The 17,652-nt window shown below is 68.2% G+C and carries 17 protein-coding genes; 5 read left to right on the top strand and 12 right to left on the bottom strand.

The annotated features are described in order from the left end of the window. A partial coding sequence (locus AB0H50_RS23565) for a serine/threonine-protein kinase (protein WP_357456414.1) occupies nt 1-2,405 on the bottom strand: 2,405 nt, incomplete at its 3' end. Between the two features lie 75 nt (nt 2,406-2,480). Then, nucleotides 2,481-3,284, bottom strand: a complete 804-nt coding sequence (erm, locus tag AB0H50_RS23560) for a 23S ribosomal RNA methyltransferase Erm (protein ID WP_357456411.1) — start codon at nt 3,282-3,284, stop codon at nt 2,481-2,483. Between the two features lie 343 nt (nt 3,285-3,627). On the opposite strand from erm, the gene AB0H50_RS23555 reads away from it, so the two are divergent. Beyond that, the gene (locus AB0H50_RS23555) at nt 3,628-4,257 is read left to right on the top strand and encodes an NADAR family protein (RefSeq protein WP_357456408.1); all 630 of its coding nucleotides are present in this window, start codon (nt 3,628-3,630) and stop codon (nt 4,255-4,257) included. Here AB0H50_RS23555 and AB0H50_RS23550 read toward each other — a convergent pair. Then, nucleotides 4,236-5,420 carry a tetratricopeptide repeat protein gene (locus AB0H50_RS23550; RefSeq protein ID WP_357456405.1) on the bottom strand — a complete coding sequence of 395 codons (1,185 nt, stop codon included), beginning with the start codon at nt 5,418-5,420 and terminating at the stop codon, nt 4,236-4,238. The two genes, AB0H50_RS23555 and AB0H50_RS23550, sit on opposite strands and share 22 nt — an antisense overlap. A 385-nt stretch (nt 5,421-5,805) precedes the next feature. On the opposite strand from AB0H50_RS23550, the gene AB0H50_RS23545 reads away from it, so the two are divergent. Both AB0H50_RS23545 and AB0H50_RS23540 read left to right on the top strand, forming a co-directional pair. Continuing rightward, nucleotides 5,806-6,885: a dihydrodipicolinate reductase gene (locus AB0H50_RS23545; RefSeq protein WP_357456402.1), complete on the top strand. Its 1,080-nt coding sequence runs from the start codon at nt 5,806-5,808 to the stop codon at nt 6,883-6,885. Next, nucleotides 6,882-7,364, top strand: a complete 483-nt coding sequence (locus AB0H50_RS23540) for a carboxymuconolactone decarboxylase family protein (RefSeq protein WP_357456399.1) — start codon at nt 6,882-6,884, stop codon at nt 7,362-7,364. Before AB0H50_RS23545 ends, AB0H50_RS23540 begins: the two co-directional genes overlap by 4 nt. Before the next feature lie 7 nt (nt 7,365-7,371). On the opposite strand, the gene AB0H50_RS23535 is transcribed toward AB0H50_RS23540, so the two are convergent. The 5 genes from AB0H50_RS23535 to AB0H50_RS23515 all read right to left on the bottom strand — a co-directional run bounded on the left by AB0H50_RS23535 (nt 7,372) and on the right by AB0H50_RS23515 (nt 12,915). Beyond that, nucleotides 7,372-8,064 carry a hypothetical protein gene (locus tag AB0H50_RS23535; protein WP_357456397.1) on the bottom strand — a complete coding sequence of 231 codons (693 nt, stop codon included), beginning with the start codon at nt 8,062-8,064 and terminating at the stop codon, nt 7,372-7,374. Between the two features lie 305 nt (nt 8,065-8,369). Continuing rightward, nucleotides 8,370-9,239 carry an SGNH/GDSL hydrolase family protein gene (locus tag AB0H50_RS23530; protein ID WP_357456394.1) on the bottom strand — a complete coding sequence of 290 codons (870 nt, stop codon included), beginning with the start codon at nt 9,237-9,239 and terminating at the stop codon, nt 8,370-8,372. A gap of 283 nt (nt 9,240-9,522) precedes the next feature. Beyond that, entirely contained in the window at nt 9,523-10,752 is a 1,230-nt protein-coding gene (locus AB0H50_RS23525; protein WP_357456391.1) for an IS4 family transposase, read from the bottom strand. A gap of 160 nt (nt 10,753-10,912) precedes the next feature. Continuing rightward, nucleotides 10,913-12,466 (bottom strand): amino acid permease, encoded by a 1,554-nt coding sequence (locus AB0H50_RS23520; RefSeq protein ID WP_357456388.1) that lies wholly within the window; start codon nt 12,464-12,466, stop codon nt 10,913-10,915. 119 nt (nt 12,467-12,585) lie between these two features. Beyond that, on the bottom strand, nt 12,586-12,915 hold the full coding sequence (locus tag AB0H50_RS23515) for a hypothetical protein (protein ID WP_357456385.1): 330 nt from the start codon (nt 12,913-12,915) through the stop codon (nt 12,586-12,588). Nucleotides 12,916-13,071: 156 nt separating this feature from the next. Here AB0H50_RS23515 and AB0H50_RS23510 point away from each other — a divergent pair, with 156 nt between their 5' ends. After that, nucleotides 13,072-14,454: an FAD-dependent oxidoreductase gene (locus tag AB0H50_RS23510; RefSeq protein ID WP_357456382.1), complete on the top strand. Its 1,383-nt coding sequence runs from the start codon at nt 13,072-13,074 to the stop codon at nt 14,452-14,454. Between the two features lie 6 nt (nt 14,455-14,460). Here the strand turns inward: AB0H50_RS23510 and AB0H50_RS23505 are convergent, their stop codons facing one another. Together AB0H50_RS23505 and AB0H50_RS23500 are read right to left on the bottom strand one after the other, a co-directional pair. Further along, nucleotides 14,461-14,874 carry a nitroreductase family deazaflavin-dependent oxidoreductase gene (locus tag AB0H50_RS23505; RefSeq protein WP_357456379.1) on the bottom strand — a complete coding sequence of 138 codons (414 nt, stop codon included), beginning with the start codon at nt 14,872-14,874 and terminating at the stop codon, nt 14,461-14,463. Nucleotides 14,875-14,941: 67 nt separating this feature from the next. After that, nucleotides 14,942-15,334, bottom strand: coding sequence for an ankyrin repeat domain-containing protein (locus AB0H50_RS23500; RefSeq protein ID WP_357456376.1), 393 nt, complete (start codon nt 15,332-15,334; stop codon nt 14,942-14,944). A gap of 95 nt (nt 15,335-15,429) precedes the next feature. Between AB0H50_RS23500 and AB0H50_RS23495 the strand changes: the two genes are divergently transcribed. Further along, a complete protein-coding gene (locus AB0H50_RS23495) occupies nt 15,430-15,663 on the top strand; it encodes a hypothetical protein (protein ID WP_357456373.1) in 234 nt (77 codons plus the stop codon). 42 nt (nt 15,664-15,705) lie between these two features. On the opposite strand, the gene AB0H50_RS23490 is transcribed toward AB0H50_RS23495, so the two are convergent. Next, nucleotides 15,706-16,332: a UdgX family uracil-DNA binding protein gene (locus AB0H50_RS23490; protein WP_357456371.1), complete on the bottom strand. Its 627-nt coding sequence runs from the start codon at nt 16,330-16,332 to the stop codon at nt 15,706-15,708. A gap of 29 nt (nt 16,333-16,361) precedes the next feature. Beyond that, on the bottom strand, nt 16,362-17,522 hold the full coding sequence (locus AB0H50_RS23485) for a glutamate--cysteine ligase (protein ID WP_357456369.1): 1,161 nt from the start codon (nt 17,520-17,522) through the stop codon (nt 16,362-16,364). Between the last annotated feature and the right edge of the window lie 130 nt (nt 17,523-17,652).

The following is a 17,652-nucleotide window of genomic DNA, read 5'->3' as shown; positions in this document are numbered from 1 at the left end:
CTTCTTTTCTTTGTTTTGCCGCGCGGTGGGTCACGGGCCCTGTGGGGGGTGCACCACCCGTGTTCGGGGGCGGTGCGCTTCTCGACCGCCGCCGCCCACGGCACGGTGTTTTGCCTGCGGCGCATGTGAGCGTGTCCTGGTCCAGCCCGGCTGATCACCGCGACGATGCGTTGCAACGCGGTGAGGTCCTTCTCCAGTATGCGGAACAACCAGTACACGCCGACGAAGGCGGCAGCGCTGCCCAGGCACAGCACCCGCACCGCCACGATGACCGACGGAATGTCCTCGGCGGGAATGAAGGTCGCGCCCGCGACGCCGAGCAGCGGCACCGCGGCGGCGATGGCGAGAAAGTAGGTGCTGCGCCGATCCAATCGCTCCAGCTGTTCGGCGTCCTCGCGACCGAGACCGCCGTGCGGCAGGAACATCGGGTACATGCTGCGCACCGCGTAGAAGCTGACCAGGAAGTACGGGTAGGCCATCGCGATGGCACCGCAGACGATCTGGGTGACGAAGAAATGCAGATAGGCGTCGGGATGGAGCTGGCTCCCCGCCGCCTGCACCGTCACCGGCACGACGATTCCGGACAACGCCCACAGCGCGAAGCAGGTCAGCACATTGCGCTGGGCCAGTTGCAGGGTGTCCGAACGCGCCTTGGCGAGTCGCGCCGCGTCGTACTCGCGACCTCGGCGCAGCCCGAGGGCGATCGGCAACAGATCGGACATCAGCACATTGGTGATGATGAAGCCGATCAGGAAGCCCAAACCGTAGGCGTTCAGCGCGATCTCTTCGAATTGCCGCTGGGCCCGATCGTCCAGTTTGTCGATGATCAGCGATCGGTTGTGCTGGTAGCTGTAGAAGATCGCCAACGCGTTCGGAATGCCGATGGCGACGAGCATGACCGGAAGCATGAGCAGCCCGGCGTGCCGCCGCCAGCTGTGCGCGGGCGGGTCGACCAGATCGCGGGCTCTGGCGTCCAGGCAGACGTCGAACTGCTGGGCCATGTCCGCGCCGGTCGCCCAGCGGCGGTCGGGATCGGGTTCGAGCGCCCGCACCAGCGCGCGGCGCAGCGCGGCCGGGCAATCCGGCGGCAGATCCTGGTAGGGCAGCGCGGCCGGGCCCGCGGCGCGGCGACCCAGCATGCCGTCCAGGGTGGTGCGGTCACCCGCGGTCACCGATTCGTCGTGGAAGGGCTTGCTTCCGGTCAACAGCTCCCACAGCACCACGGCCAGCGAGTACAGATCGCTGCGGGTGTCGAGATCCGCCGCGGTGGTGGGTTTGTCGGGATGTACCGCCGCCAGCTGCTCCGGCGACATGTACGCCAGCGACCCGCCGAAGTACGCCACCGGGCTGGCGCCGGAGATGTTGCCGCTGAAGCTGATGTTGAAATCGGCGAGCTTCGGAATACCCTCCGCGGTCAGCAGGACGTTGGCCGGTTTGATGTCGCGGTGCAGTACCCCGCACCGGCCCGCGTAGTCGAGCGCCTCGGCCAGCCTGCGACCGAGCCAGGCGATGGTCTCCGGCCACGACAAGGTGGCCAGTTCGGCGCGCACCGACGACTCGACAGGCGTGATCTCTCCCTTCGCCGCCAGCACCGCGTCGATGACCTCCAGCATCATCGCGCCGCTGCGTTCGGCGAGCGGCGTCACGCGCACCCGCTGCAAGACCGAATACAGCGTGCCGCCCGGCACGTACTGCATGTACAGCAGGCGCAACCGGCGGGAAGGCAGCACACGCTGATCGAAGACCCGCACGATGTACTCGTGGTCGAGCTGGGCGAGGGTCTGCGGCTCCGAGCCCTTGTTCTGCGAGATCTTCAAGGCGACCAACCGCTGCATGGACCGCTGCCTGGCCAGGAAAACCTTGGCGAAGGCACCGCGGCCGAGACCGGTCATCAGGTCGAAGTCGTCGATGCGCTGGCCTGCCTCGATGTCGTCGAGGCGGACCGGTTCGGTGGCGGCCGTCATCATCGTGCTGTGGTAGTCGTCGGACGCCAGCATCTCCGAAAGCTCTTGGGCCTGAGCCGGATAGGCCGTGGTGTACTCGCCGACTCGCACCGAGCTGCCCGCGTTCCTGCGCACGTGGAACTCCTCGTAGATGAGGTCCGGCGGCAACGGCCAAGTGCTCAGCTCGGGCAGTTCCGCGACGTATTCCGCGAGACGCTTGGGTTCGGTGTTGCGCGACCACCGGTTCACCAGATCGACTTTGATCAGCTCGATCAGCGACACCCGTCGGATGGCGGGGGAGTCGGGCAGGAAGGCGGGCAGGTCCGGCGGTGTCGGCCCGTCCCGCCATGCCTCCGCGAACCGGGCCACGACCTCCGCGACACCGGTGCCGCGCCCCGCCGCGGCGGGCGACGAGCCCCCCGCGACCGTCGCCCCCGGTACGGGTGTAGCGGGGTGCGCCATGTGCGCATACTAACGCCGCGCCAGGGCAGCGACCCGCGCATTCTGCAACGAGGTCGACGAACCCGGGCATCGGCGTCACGACAAGGCCCGGTGCAGTGCGATCCACCGCGCCGGATCGACCGTTCCCACCGGCTCGTCGACCGGCACGTCCGCGGTCCGGCACGCCGCGCGCACCCGGCGGGACGGGAACTCGGTCGCCAGTGACGCGGCCAGCGAGCCGCCGACTCCGGAGAAGCCCAGCTCGACCAACCGCCGATATCCCCGCAGCGCGCCCGGCGCGAGCAGCGGTCGCGACCGGTTGCGCAGGTGCAGCACCGCCGAGTCCACCCGCGGCACCGGCCGGAAGAACCGGCGGTCCACGCGCGGGCCCAGCGCGAACTCGGTGACCGGCCAGTGCGTGATCGCGAGCTTGCTCCAGCGGCCGTAGTCGCCGGAGTGCTTGCGCGCGAATTCCCGCTGGGTCAGCAGGGTGGCCGAGGTCAGGTACCGCGCGGCCAGACACCAGCGAACGATGTCGGTGGTGCTGGCGAACGGAATGTTGGCGACGACCGCGAACGGCTCGCGGGGCGCGGTCACCGCCCGGAAATCCGCCTGGAAACAGCAGACCCTGGCGTCGCCCGCGTAGCGCTTGCGCAGCAGCGCCGCGTAGTGCGGGTCGATCTCGTAGGCCAGCACGCGACCGGCCACGTCGGCCAGCTGACGCGTCAGCATGCCCGAGCCGGGGCCGATCTCGAGCACGAAGTCCTCGGCGCCGACGCCGGACGCGCGCACCAGCAGGCGTGCGGTGCCCGCGTCGGCGAGAAAGTTCTGGCTCAGCCGCTTGCGCGGGCCGACACCGGAGTGGTCGCGGGCGCGCGGCAGGGAACGATTGCGGGACATGGGTGTCCTCCGGAAGGAGTGGCCGAATCAGGAAGAAGTGATTCGCCCGGACCCATGCCAGGGCACATGCGACAGACCGCGGATGCGCGGTCGTCGGGCGGCGCGTTCAGCGCCGAGCGAGCCGGATCAGAGTGAAACCGGAGCGGTGCGGTGCGCTGGCAAGGCCCAGGCCGCCGCGCGCAGCCGGATGAAGTACGCGCCGACCGCGCACGCTCCGTTGATGCCTGGGCCTCCCATGGCGGTCAACCTACCGAGGGCCCCGCATCCGACGCCACTTCTTTTCCGGCGGCCGGGTCCGATTAATCGCAGGCGTTCACCGTGCGTCGTCGGGCAGACTCGCGCCATGCGTTCGGTCGACGATTTGATCCGTTTCACCGCGGCGGGTGGCACCGTGAAGTATCTGCCGTTCTGGGGCCATCGCCCGCGGGCCGACGGCAGTGTCGGCAAGGGCTGTTTCAGCCAGTGGTGGCCCGCACCGTTCGATGTGGACGGCAGGTCGTTCCCGACGGCCGAGCACTACATGATGTGGCGCAAGGCGCTGCTGTTCGACGACACCGACACCGCGGGGAGAGTGCTCACCGTCGAACACCCCAAGCAGGCCAAGGATCTCGGCCGCCAGGTGCGCGGCTTCGACGAGAAGCGCTGGGAAGCCGAGTGTTTCGAGATCGTCGTCGCAGGCAACCTGGCGAAGTTCGGCAGCCACGACGAGCTGCGCCGATTCCTGCTCGGCACCGGCGACCGCGTGCTCGTCGAGGCCAGTCCCGTGGACCGAATCTGGGGGATCGGTTTGGCCGCCGATCATCCCGACGCCGCGGAGCCGACACGCTGGCGTGGAGCCAACCTGCTCGGTTTCGCGCTGATGCGGGTACGAGAGGAACTGCGGGAACGGGACGAGCTCAGCACAGTTCGACCCAGCACAGTTCGACCCAGCGCGGTTCGGCCCGGCGCGGTTCAGCAGGGGCCGACGGGCTGACCGGCTTCGGCGGCTCGCTCGTCGGCGGCGCGGGCGCGCCACATTCGGGCTTCCGCGTGGTCACCGCGCCGGTCGAGCAGTTCGGCGAGCCCGGCCATCGCGCGCAGGTCCCGCAGTTCGGCGGCCGTGCGCCACCACCCTTCGGCCGCGACCAGATCACCGCGCCGGAACAGCACGACGCCGAGATCGTAGCCCGCGCCGGGATGCCCGGCCTGGGCCGCCTGCGCCCAGAGTCCACACGCCTGGTCTTCCTCGCCGCGGCCGAACATGGCGACGCCGAGATCGTAGAGCGCGCCGCGATATCCGGTCTCGGCTCCGCGTTCGGCCGACGATAGTTGCCCTCCGAGGTCGCCGACCGAATCCGCAGTGGCCGCAGTGGACTCGGGTGATCGTGGTACGGCCGTCGGCGAATGCCGGTTCGTCGCAGCGTATTCCAGGGCATCCTGCGCCGGTGCGGCGGTCGACTTCCTCGCCGCGGTCGCGGAGGACGGCGTCGCGGCATACCCGGCCGGTGTGCCGTTGGGGTACGGCACGGACCTCCGAGTCGCGGCGGCCGGCGTTTCGGTTTTCGTAATCGTTTCTGCCACAGGTTCTTTCGGTGTTTCGATAACGGGAGCGGCCGTGGTGCCGAGACCGACGACCAGGTTGGCGAAGTTGGGCGGCCCCTCACCGACGCTGCACCACAGCGCGATCCGGCCGTCGGGAGTGTCTTCGACGAGGATGCCGTAATTGCCCATCCACGAGCGCTGCACGCCGGAGCGGTCCACCCACACCGGTGTGAGTGTGAACAGCGCGTCGGGTCCGGTCGGTGTAAGCGTCACCGTGGTGCCGCGGGCGAGCGCGTCGCTCCAGACGTCGATTCCTTCGAGCTTGCGCCCTTCGAGGTCGATGTACCCGCCGATCACCGAGAGCCCCATGCCGTGGCCGCGCAGCCCGGTGGGCGGCGCCGCGGACAGCAAGGTCATGCTGAGCAGGGTGGTGATGTGCCCGAATCGCTCGGTGTACATCGGGTAGACCATGCTGCCGTTCCAGCGAATCGGATCGGCGCTGCGGTAGCGCGAGGCGAGGGGCGGGTCGGTGGCCGAATTCTGGGCATGCCACTGCGAATACGGCTCGTTCATATGTTGACGTCCCGCCTTTCCCGCCGGATGCTCGTCCCGCATGTCTGCGCCTCACGGCGGGCTATACCGTACTAGTCGGCGCCACCATAGGCGGCCCAATCCGGCGCTGATCGGCCCTCACGCGCAGGACTGTTACGAAGATGAGTTCTTTGCCCGCTCCGGAGGCGATTTCGACGTTGGCGCGCGGCGCCGAATTCCCCCTGGAATCGTGCGCGAAAAGAGCAAGAATGTGTGTGACTTCAGGTTACATATAACCCTGGGTTACAGGCAACGTCTTCCGATTCGAAGATGCCGAGCGGCTGGAGCGCCATGACCGGGCGCTGAACAGCCATCACGTTACCCCATGCGCACCGGTCGCGCCCACCGAAAGTGCGTCCGATCTCGCAAACCGGCGGACGCCGAACCAAGCGCTTGCTACGCTCGCGCGATGATCCCCACGATCGTCTGGGGCACCGGTAATGTCGGCCGCGCCGCCATTCGTGCCGTCGACGCCCACCCGGCGCTGGAACTCACCGGCGTGCTCGTCCACAATCCAGCCAAGGTCGGGCGCGACGCGGGCGCGCTCGCCGATCTCGACCACGAACTGGGCGTCGCCGCCACCGACGACATCGGTGCGGTGCTTGCCGCTCGCCCCCGCGCGGTCGTCTACGCCGCCTCGGGCGACATCCGTCCCGCCGACGCCCTCGACGACATCGTGCGGGCCATCCGCGCGGGCGCGGTCGTCGTCACCCCGGCGCTCTACGCCCTCTACGACCCGCGCAGCGCGCCGAAGGAATTGCGCGATCCGGTACTGGCCGCCATCGCCGAGGGCGGCGGGTCGCTGTTCGTCTCCGGCGTCGATCCGGGCTGGGGCAACGACGTACTGCCGCTGCTCGTCAGCGGGCTGGCCAGCACCGTGGACGTGGTGCGCTGCCAGGAGATCTTCGACTACACCACCTACGACCAGCCCGACTCGGTCCGCTACCTGGTCGGCATGGGTCAGCCGATGGACTACCAGCCGCCGATGCTCGCACCGACGGTGCCGACCATGGTATGGGGCGGGCAGATTCGGCTGATGGCCCGCGCACTCGGGGTGGAACTCGACGAGATCCGCGAGACACTGGACCGGCGCCCGCTGGAGACCACCGTGCAGACGGCGAAGATGGGCGAGTTCGCCGAAGGCACCCAGGGCGCGGTGCGTTTCGAGGTGCAGGGCATCGTCGGCGGCGAGCCGCGCATCGTCGTCGAGCATGTCACTCGCATCCACTCCTCGTGCGCGCCCGACTGGCCCGCGCCTCCCGACGGCGACGGCGCCCACCGGGTGATCATCGAAGGCCGCCCGCGCATCGAGGTGACGGTCGAGGCCACCGACGAGGGCGGCAACCGCTCCGCGGGCGGCAACGCGACCGCGGTCGGCAGGCTGGTCGGCGCCATCGACTGGCTCGTCGCCGCGGAACCAGGACTCTACGACGCACTCGACGTCCCGCTGCGTCCAGCGGTCGGCAAACTCGGAAGGAAGAATTCATGATCGTCGACATCCCCGAGGGCAAGGATCCCATCGGCTACGTGTGGGGCGAGATGGTCCCCGGCATCGGCGTCGCCGCGTCCGGATTCTCGCTCGCGGTGTACCAGCACAGCACGCTCGGCCTGCGCGAGTTCGAGGCGGCCCGGCTGCGCATCGCCCAGATCAACGGCTGCGTCTTCTGCCTGGACTGGCGCACCGAGCGCGACGGCATCAAGGTGGAGGAGGAATTCGCCGACGCGGTAACGGCGTGGCGCACCACCGACGCCTTCGACGACCGCACCCGGCTGGCCGCCGAGTACGCCGAACGCTACGCCACCGATCACCACAATCTGGACGAGGAATTCTGGGCGCGGATGAAGGCGCACTACAGCCAAACCGAGATCGTGGAGCTCAGCATGAGCATCGGCTCCTGGCTGGCGTTCGGGCGGCTGAACCACGTGCTCGGCCTCGACACCGCCTGCGTGCTGCCCGGCCACTCCTGATTCCGGACTATTTCCCTTCCCGAATCCACTCCACGCGGTCCAGTGTGGACCAGTCGTCGTTGGCCCACTCCCAGATCAATTGGGCGACAAGGCGCGCATCCGCGAACGCCGCGGCGAAGAAATGGTCGGTGTGCGCGCTGTCGTGGATTTCCAGGGTGTAGCTCGTCGGCGCGTCGCGGTAGGTCTGGATGAATGTCTCCCGATCGTCGGCGCGGCTGGCGATCAGAAACGGCGTCGAGGCGAGTTCGGCCAGCTTCGGAATCCACGAGAACACTTGACTTTTGGTCATCGAGCGATAGCTGCGCTCGCCGCCGATATCGACATCGACGACCCGGAATTCCGGGGCCGGGGTGAGGGTGCGCTGTTGGCCGTCGTAGATCTCGTAGTCGAAACCAGTGATCAGATCCTCGAGCAGTTGCCGCACCGGACCCGCCGCGTAATCGACCGCCGACCCCCGGCTTTGCCGACGGTCGAGATCGTCGGCGGCGGTGACCCGTACCGCCGCGCCCGCCGCCTCGATCCGCACGGCGGCGTGCCGCCGCGAGGCCGGGATCGTCGCATTCCACGCCGCCAACCCGGCGAGCACGACGATCCGTAGATCGTCGTCGACGGGCCGTCCCTGTTGTGATCGGAAATAGGACGGCACTTCGACCGCCGATGCGACGACCCCCGCGGGTACGACGACGTACTCGTAACTCACCCAACCAAACTAGCCGCGCCGCGCCGCCGACGCACCCCAGCGAATATGTGAAATAAACAGAGCCGCAAACTTTTACACGATCCTTAGCGCTGCGGAAAGTTCGCTCGTCGAATCGCTAACAACTGGCAACGGCGGCGCGAATGCTCGACCCGCGACAACCTCCTCGGTCGTGCCGGGGGTTGGATCGGTGGGTGCACCGACCGTGCGCTTCAGCCTGAACCCGGGTCCGGTGACAGCGGCGAACGGCGGTTCCCGTCCGGCCTTTCGGTCCGATGGCCGGGAACCGCCCGTTCGGAATTCGGGTGTCAGCCGCCGATCGCGGCCAATGTCTGTGCGGCCATCTTCTGCATGCCGAGCGCGTTGGGATGGATCGGCACGAAGTTCGTGCCCCACAGGGCCGGCTCGACCCAGCGGGTGCCGATGGGCTTGCAGACGTCGTGGCCGATGGAGCTCTGCATGCTGACGAAGGTGGTACCCGTCTCGTCAGCGGCGCGCTTGATGACGCCGTTGAGCGTGTCCTCGATCTTGTTGATGTAGGCGACGTCGCCCTTGGCGATCGGCATCGTCAGGAAGCAGTTGCTGTTGTCCTCGGGCATGACCTGGGGGTATTCCACGATGACCACCTTCGCGGACGGCGCCTTGGCATGGATGTCGGTGAGCGCCTTCTTCACCGCGGGGTAGGTCTTGTTCAGGATGTCGTCGGTGAACTGGTCGCCGTAGATGGTCTCGCAGGGGTTGCCGAAGCCTGCGGTCCCGGTCCCCGCGCTGATGCAGGCGGAGATCACCTTGATCAGGGTGTCGTTGTTGTTGCCGCCGATGGTCAGGGTGACGAGCTTGGTGTCCTTGCTGACGGCGTCCAGCTGCGGGGTCAGGCTGGGGTACTGCTGCTCGTAGAAGTCCTGAGTGTCGGCATCCGAGCAGGTGACGTCGGTGAACGACTCGACGCCGAGGGCGTCGGCGATGAGGTTCGGGTAGTTGCGGGTGCTCCGCGCGCACAACGGGGTGACAGTCGGATCGACCGGAACGATGCCCGCCCCCGCGCTGTAGCTGTCGCCCATGGCGACATAGGGGCTCGAGCTCGGAGCGGCCTGCGCCGGGGCGGCAGCGAGGACAAGCCCCGCCGTGATTGTCATGGTGAACGCAGCAGCGATCCCCGTGCGAACGGCCTTGATCATGCAAAACTCCTGTTTCGAACACTTCCGGTTACCGATTGGTAACGATTCGGCGGAGGAACTGTGACACGGCGCACACATTTGCGCAACAAGCATTGCCGAGGCGGTTGTTTACTTAATTTGCGACTCGAGCGATGTAGGTTCTACGGCCCGGTGCGGGACTCGACGCGGCCACGCGTTGTTGGACGCGGAAGGCGGGCGAATCGCGCGTTCGGCCCCGCCCATGGATCGGCCCGCGCTACGAGGGGGCTCGCGCAGGATCGCCCGGCGATGCGGCGGTCGAACCTCAGCCTGGGTTCGCGGAAGGCCCCGGGTGGTTCGCTGTGGTGCGGGGCGCCACCCGGAGGGGGCGACCGAATGACAGCCAGTCCGGGTCGTGACCGGAATCGGTTGCCACCGAATGCATCAGGCTGCGGATCGCGTAGTGCACGCACAGGTGGCCGTAGACCTCCTGGATCACTCCGTCGGGCGTCTTCGACCGCAACACCACCCCGCGGCCGCGTTGGTGGGGCTCCAGCACGTCGAAGGCGGTCTCGATCTCCCATCGCTGCGAATACACCCGGGCCAGCTCGTTCGCGGGTGCCGCCTCGGAATCGGTGATGGTGGTCAGCAGTCGGTGGATTCGCCCCTCGCCGTGGTCCGTGTCGGCGCCGGAAGCGGTGCGGACGAACTCGACGACGCGCACAGCGATCCCGGCGGTGTCGTTGTGGCGCGCTCTCGTCCCTGGATACACATGGGAAGCGAAAGATCCATCTGCATAACGTTTTTCGACAGGAAGCGCGGAATTGTACTGCGTTCGCCACAGCAGGTCGGCGCCAGAGGATCGGCACAGGTCCCACAGGCGGTAGCTGAAGAAGGCGCGGTCGGCGAGCAGCAGCATTCCAGGGCGCAGCGACCGCACGATCGATTCGGCCATGGCCTGCTCGCGATGCTCGTAGGTCCCGAGCGCGGCATCGACGATCGCGCGCGAACCGCACTCCACCAGCCCGAGGAGCCGCACCTGAGTGAACACTCCGCCCCGGCCACCCCGAGGAGACGGCAGGCCGAAGCGCTCGATATTCGCGTCGCTGGCGGGCACATCCACGGTTGATCCGTGGATGCTCATCAGCCGCCAGGACCGATAGCAGCTGCCCGGCACCCCCGCATCGGACAGTGGCACCGCCACCTTCTCGTACAACTCCCGCAGCGGTTCCGAGCCCAGGCGCTTACGGGCCTGGAAGATGGCGGCCTTCGTCGGGATCGTCCACTGGTGAGACCGTCCCGACGCCCATTCGAGCCCGGACACGAGCTTCCGCATCACTTCCTCGTACGAGCAGGACGCGAACAGGGCCAGCGCCAGCACGTAGTACACCACCACTCGCGCAGGCAGCAATCGGTTCCGGCGTTCGACCCGTCCGCGCTCGACCAGCACCTCGTCGACAATATCGGGTGTAAAAGTCCTGGTCAGCACGCCCAAGGCAATGTGATCGGACAACCGCTCATCGCTCTCCGGCTTGACCCATCCGGCACGCGGCACAGCCCAGAGAATACCGACGGGTCGGTTCTAAGTAAACGATGGCGAAGTCAAGATTTTGTCTCATAGGCTGAGTTTCCAGCCGAGCGCGGCGCTCGATGCCGTGATGCTGCGGACGGTCGGCGACGACGGCGCGGGTTCGATCCGCGCCGCCGCCGACGCGTCAGGCGACGACGGATGTCGCGTCGCCGGTCGGATCGGTGGGTTCGCCGACCGTGCGTTTCGGGCCGGTGAACCAACGGCGGGCCGAGGCGAACCACCAGATTGCGATCGCGCCGACCACGCCGACCAGGGTCAGGGGCGCGTAATTGACCGTCGTCCAGGTGAATTCGCTGTTCCACGGATAGCCCCGGTCGTCGGTGGGCAGGATGAACAGCACGCTGATCGCCGCGATCCAGAGCAATGCGACGATCCCGACGGGCCGATACCATGTCCCGAGTTGCCACGGGCCGGTCTGGAATCGCGCACCGTGCCGCTGCCGCAGCAGAATCGGAATTCCGTAGGCGATGTAGAGGCCGATGGTGGCCACCGAGGTCGCCGCGGCGTAGGCCGTCGGGGCATTGGCCGCGGGCACCAGCATCGAGGGAATCAGCAAGACGAACGCGAAGAACGAGATGAACAGCACCGCGTGCACCGGCACCTTCTTCGCCGAGAGCTTCGACCAATAGGCCGAACCCGGTACCGCGCCGTCGCGGGAGAACGCGAACAGCATCCGCGACGCGGAAGTCACCGAGGCGTATCCGCAGAACAGTTGCGCGACGGCCGCGATGATCAGCAGCAGCCCCGACCAGAACGAGTCCAGCGAATTCTCCAGAATGTAGATCACCGGATAGCCGCTGTTCTGCTCCGGGTCCAGCGCGTGGTCCAGATTCGGAATAGCGAAGGTGACGGCCATGATGAGCAGGTAGCCCGCGACCGCGGAGACGAGAATGGTGTTGATGATGCCCTTGGCCGCCGCCCGCGCGGCGTCGTGGGTTTCCTCGGACATGTGCGCGGAGGCGTCGTAGCCGGTGAACGTGTACTGCGCGTGCAACAGGCCGAGCAGGAAGCTGAACGCGACGCCGCCGAAGCCGACGGCGCTGTTGTCCACGGTCTCGGTGAACACGAATCCGACGCTCTGCTGGTGCTTCGCGCCGAAACCGAGCACCAGCACGAAGATCGCGACGCCGCCGACGTGCCACCACGCCGAAATATTGTTGATCACCGCCGACAGGTGCGGGCCGATCGCGTTCAATATCGCGTGCAGCACCAGGATCACCGCGAACACCAGGAAGATCGCCGTGCGGTCCGTGCCGATCTCGATGCCGATCACGTTCAACACGGCGGTGGTGAAGATCGCGGCGCCGTAGTCGATGGCGGCGGTCACCGCGATCTGGCCGATGAGATTGAACCAGCCGGTGAACCAGCCCCACACCGGCCCGCCCAATTCCGATGCCCACCAGTAGAGGCCGCCGGAAGTGGGGTAGGCGGAGGCCAGTTCGGCCATGGCCAGGCCGACGAACAGCACCATGATCGATACCAGCGGCCAGCCCCACGCCATGGTGATCGGGCCGCCGTTCGCCAATCCGATTCCGTAACTGGCCAATCCGCCGGTCAGAATCGAGACGATGGTGAAACTGATGGCGAAGTTGGAGAATCCGGACCAGGATCGCTCGAGATCCTGTTTGTAACCGAGTTCGGCGAGCCTGCGTTCGTCGTCGGACGGAGTTTCGGTCATGATCGCTCCCGAAGTGAAAAACGCTGCCTTCATACAGCGTTTGCCAGAAGCTCAGTGTGAAGTAAACCCGGGGCGATCACAGGGCAAATGGATGACCGCGGCGTAAACCGACGGCCGGCTCAGCGGTCTCGAGCGCCGCCCGCCCGCGCGCAGTCACCGGTCGTCCGGTGCTCCCAGCCGAGCTTCGCCGCCCCGACCGAGCACTGGTCGCCTGGCGCGCCGCCGCCGGGGGAGCGCACCGGCACCAATCCCGCGACGGAGGCGACGATGCCCACCGCCGCGAGCACCAGACCGAGATCGACCAGTTTGCGGTCCCAACGCGCGGCCGGATCGGTGTGCGCGGCAAGCGGATTCGCCAGTCGCCAGCTTGCCGCCAACACGAAGGCGACCGCCGCGAACACCAGCAGCGGGATTCCCACGCCCGCTAGCACTTCCCGTGCGCCATCCATCGCTTCACCCCTGTTTCGTCCGGGCGAATCCGGACAACCCGCGGCGACCCCCGGCGGCGGCCGTCCCGCAGGCGACCCCGCCCCCAGCGACGGGCAACCTATCGCACCCATATCCGGCCCGCAAGCCGCGGCTGTCCGCCACGTAGCGTGACCGTAGTGAGCGAACGGAGTGAACGACTGGTCGTCATCGGCGCGGACGCGACGGGCATGTCCGCGGCTTCCCAGGCCCGCCGCATGGCCGGGCCGCGCGAGTTGGAGATCGTCGTGTTCGAGCGCGGCGGTTTCACCTCGTATTCCGCGTGCGGAATCCCGTACTGGGTGGGCGGACTGGTCGCCGAACGCGACGCGCTCATCGCGCGCACCGCCGACGAGCACCGCGCCCGCGACATCGATCTGCGCCTGCACACCGAGGTGCTCGAGATCGACGTAGCCGAGCGCCGCGTCCGCGCTCGCGACCTCGGATCCGGCGCCGAATCATGGACCGGCTACGACAAACTCGTGATCGCCACCGGCGCGCGCCCGGTCCGGCCCGCGCTGCCCGGCGTCGACGCCGCGGGTGTGCACGGCGTGCAGACCCTCGACGACGGACAGGCGCTCATCGACACGCTCACCACCACCGAGGGCAAGCGCGCCGTCGTGGTCGGGGCGGGCTATATCGGCGTGGAGATGGCGGAGGCGCTGATCCATCGCGGCTACCAGGTGACGGTTCTCGATCGCGGCGCCGAACCGATGTCGACGCTGGATCCGGACATGGGCGCGCTGGTCCGAAGGGCCATGTGCGGCTTGGGCATCCAGATCGTCGGCGCGGCGGAGGTCACCGCGATTCGCACCGACGAGGCGGGCCGCGTTCGCTCCGTCGCCACCACCGAGGGCGACTATCCCGCCGACGTCGTGGTGCTCGGCATCGGGGTGCGGCCCGAGACCACGCTGGCCCGCGCGGCCGGCCTGCCGCTCGGCGAGCACGGCGGGTTGCTCACCGATCTGTCGATGCGGGTGCGCGGCCACGAGGACATCTGGGCGGGCGGCGACTGCGTCGAGGTGCTCGACCTGGTCTCCGGCCGCCACCGCCACATCCCGCTCGGCACCCACGCGAACAAGCACGGCCAGATCATCGGCGCAGGCATCGGCGGGGGATACGCGACCTTCCCCGGCGTGGTCGGCACCGCGGTCAGCAAGGTTTGCGATCTCGAGGTGGCCAGAACCGGGCTGCGCGAAAAGGACGCGCGGGCAGCGGGATTGCAGTACGTGACCGTCACCGTCGAGTCGACCAGCCGCGCGGGCTACTACCCCGACGCCGCGTCGATGACCGTGAAGATGCTGGCCGAACGCCGCACCGGGCGGTTGCTCGGCGTGCAGATCGTCGGCCGCGAGGGCGCGGGCAAGCGGGTCGACATCGCCGCGGTCGCGCTCACCGCCCGGATGACCGTCGAGGAGATGACCGCCCTCGATCTCGGCTACGCGCCGCCCTACTCGCCGGTGTGGGATCCGGTGCTGGTGGCGGCGCGCAAGGCCGTGTCGGAGGTGCGGCGGCGCGGCTGAGCCGAGTCAGGCCGCACCGCGCCGGACGCCGACCACCGGGATGACGCGGGTGGTCTTGGCGCGGTACTCGCCGAAGTTGGGCATGAGCTCCACCATCCGGTCGTAGAGTTCGTCGCGCTCGGGTCCGGTCACGAACTCGGCTGTGGCGCGGAACTTTTCGGTGCCCACCTCGACGGTGAGCTCGGGCGTCGCCCGCAGGTTGTGGTACCAGGCGGGATGGCGATCGGCACCGCCGTTGGACGCGATGAGCACCATCCGGTCGCCGTCGGGCAGATAGACCAGGGGATTGGTGATCCGCCGTCCGGACTTGGCTCCGGTGGTGGTGATCACGACCATGTTGGTGAAGCCCTCGAACATGCCGCCGACGCGTCCGCCGTTGGCGCGGAATTCCTCGATCACCTGTGCGTTGAAGTCGCTCATCTCGTTCCTGTCCGGTCGCGGTTGCTCCACGGCCAACCGTGGGTCGGCCGTGGAAATTCCGCCCGGCTCAGTTGAGCGCGTCGAGCAGGTCCGTCTTGCCGAACATGGTCGCCGCGTCCCTGGCCGACGGGGTGCCCGCGTCCGGATCGGCGCCCGCCGCGACCAGCAGGCGGACGATCTCGTCCTCGCCCTTGAACACCGCGCCCGCCAGCGGCGTCTGTCCCTTGTCGTTGGCGCGGTTGGGGTCGGCGCCGCGCACCAGCAGCACCGCGACCGCGTCGCGGTGGCCGTGGTAGCTGGCGAGCATGACGAGGCTGTCGCCGTGGTCGTTGGTGAGGTCGGCGGGTACTCCGGCGTCGACGTAGGCGGCCAGCGCGTCGGCGTCACCGTGGCGCGCCAGGTCGAAGACCTTGCTCGCGAGCTCGATCACTTTGTCCGCATCGGAATCATCTGGGCTCACCTGCTCTTCCTACCAGGTTCCCGGTTTCGCCGGGCGGACGTCGGGTACCGCGCCAGCAGATCACGCCACACCACGACAACCAGGAGGTGAGCTCGATGCCGGTATGCGACACCTGCGGCAACGACTACGACAAGACGTTCACGGTCACCAGGAACGGCTCGTCGGCGACGTTCGACAGCTTCGAATGCGCGGTCGCCGCGCTGGCGCCGACCTGCGAGCACTGCTCGTGCCGGATTCTCGGCCACGGCGTGCAGGCCGGCGATCGGATCTTCTGCTGCGCCCACTGCGCGCGTGTCGCGGGCATCAAGGAACTCGTCGACCACGCGTGACGCGAGCGTTTCCGGAGCGGGCTGAGCGTGGACGACCCGCGCTCAGCCCGCGCCGATCGCAGCACGCGCCGTCCGCAGATCCTCGACGAACCCCTCGTAGGCCTTCGTGCGGTCGGGCGCACGCAGCACCGACGAGGGATGCACCGTGGCGACGACTCGATAGTCGTCGGCGAACACCAGCCTGCCGCGTTCCTCGCTCACCTTGAACGACGGACCGAGCACCGCCTTGGCCGCGACCGCGCCGAGGCAGACCACGAGCTCAGGTCGCACCGCGTCCAGCTCGGCGGTGAGCCACGGCGTGCAGGCGACCACCTCGGTGCGCCCAGGCGTCTTGTGGATTCGCCGCTTGCCGCGCTCCTCGAACTTGAAGTGCTTGACCGCGTTGGTCAGGTAGACGGTGTCGCGGGCGATGCCGACCTCGTCCAGCGCCTTGTCCAGCAGACGTCCGGCCGGGCCGACGAAGGGGTGTCCTTCGATGTCCTCCCGGTCGCCGGGTTGTTCGCCCACCACGAAGACGGACGCGTCCGCGGGACCTTCGCCGAAAACGGTCTGGGTCGCGTCGCGATACAGCAGACAGCCGTGGCAGCCGCACGAGGCAGCGCGCAGTGCGTCCAAGTCCGCGCCCACGGGAACGAATTCCTCGGCGCCCGGCGCTTTCCCGGCAGCCATCAGCGGCTCCCTCCGCCGACGATCGGCAATTACCTGAGCGGACTACCCGCGCCCGCCTCGCCGAAACCGAGGGGCGGCTCCTCGGGCAGCGCACAGCCCTCCAGGGTGGCCTCGGACAGTTCGGCGACCACCGCGGCGACGTCACCGCCCGTACGGAAGGCGCGCAGCTGACGTATCGCGCCGTTGCCGCGCTCCAGCACCGCGGCCACGGTGTCGGCGACGAAGTCGCGATCACCGAGTTCCTTCAGCGCGGGTTCGACGTGCTCGACGAGTTCGGCCAGCAGCTCGCGGGCGGGCAGTACGCGCCCGTCGATCGGCGCGACCGCGTCGCCGTCGATACCGCTTCGCGCCGCCTTCCAATAGGCCGCGCGCAGCATCTCCGCCGGGACGGGCGGGGCGGTCCTGCCCTCGTCCAGGAACTGGCGCGCCATCATCACCGTCGCGCGCACCAGGGTGGCGAGCAGGGTCGTCTCGGCCACCGTCGCGGGTATGTCGCTGACCCGGATCTCCACGGTCGGATAGGTGATCGACCGGCGCACGTCCCAATAGACCATCTTCTCGTCGAGCATGATGCCGCTGGACAGCATCATCGCGACCAGGTCGTCGTAGTCGTCCGCGCAATGGAAGTACGGCGGCGGTCCGGCGCTCGGCCAGCGCCGCCACAGAATGCTGCGCCAGCTCTTGTACCCGGTCTCCGCGCCGCGGTAGATCGCCGAATTCGCGGTGAGCGCGAGAAACAGCGGCAGCCATGGCCGCAGGTAATTGCTCACCTGCACGGCGGTCTCGCGATCGGGTACGGCCACGTGCACGTGGCAGCCGCACAGGCCCTGCTCGTGGGCGAGCATCCCGAATCCGTCGGCGATGCGCCGGTAGCGCGGGGTGTCGGTGACGGGGTAGTGAAGGGGGACGGTCGGCGGGATCGCCACGGCGAGCAGGCGGGCGTCGTTCATCTCGGCGCAGGAAGCGACGCCGCGGCGCAGATCGCGCAGCTGCTGGGCGAGGTCGCCGGTGCGGGTGTGGATATCGGTGCTCGTCTCGATCTGACAACGCGTCAGCTCCAGCTGGAGATCGAGCCCGAGGTCCTCGGCGGTTCGGGCGACCGCGTCGTTCTTGGCGGTTGGCGCCCCGGTACGCGGATCCGCGAGGAGGAATTCCTCCTCGACTCCGACCGTAGACGAGTCCACGTCCATGTGGGTAGGTTACCGCGCTGACCTGAGCCTATGTATCGCGCTCCTGCTATTTCGCATGTCGGCCCCGGTAGAATCGGATCAGTCGGTCACGCGTCGGCCGGGCACCCTTTCGGCCTGCGCAGCCACGGGA

This window comes from Nocardia sp. NPDC050793, assembly GCF_040654065.1.
Classification (GTDB): Bacteria; Actinomycetota; Actinomycetes; order Mycobacteriales; family Mycobacteriaceae; genus Nocardia.
This window is presented reverse-complemented; position numbering and strand designations above follow the sequence as displayed.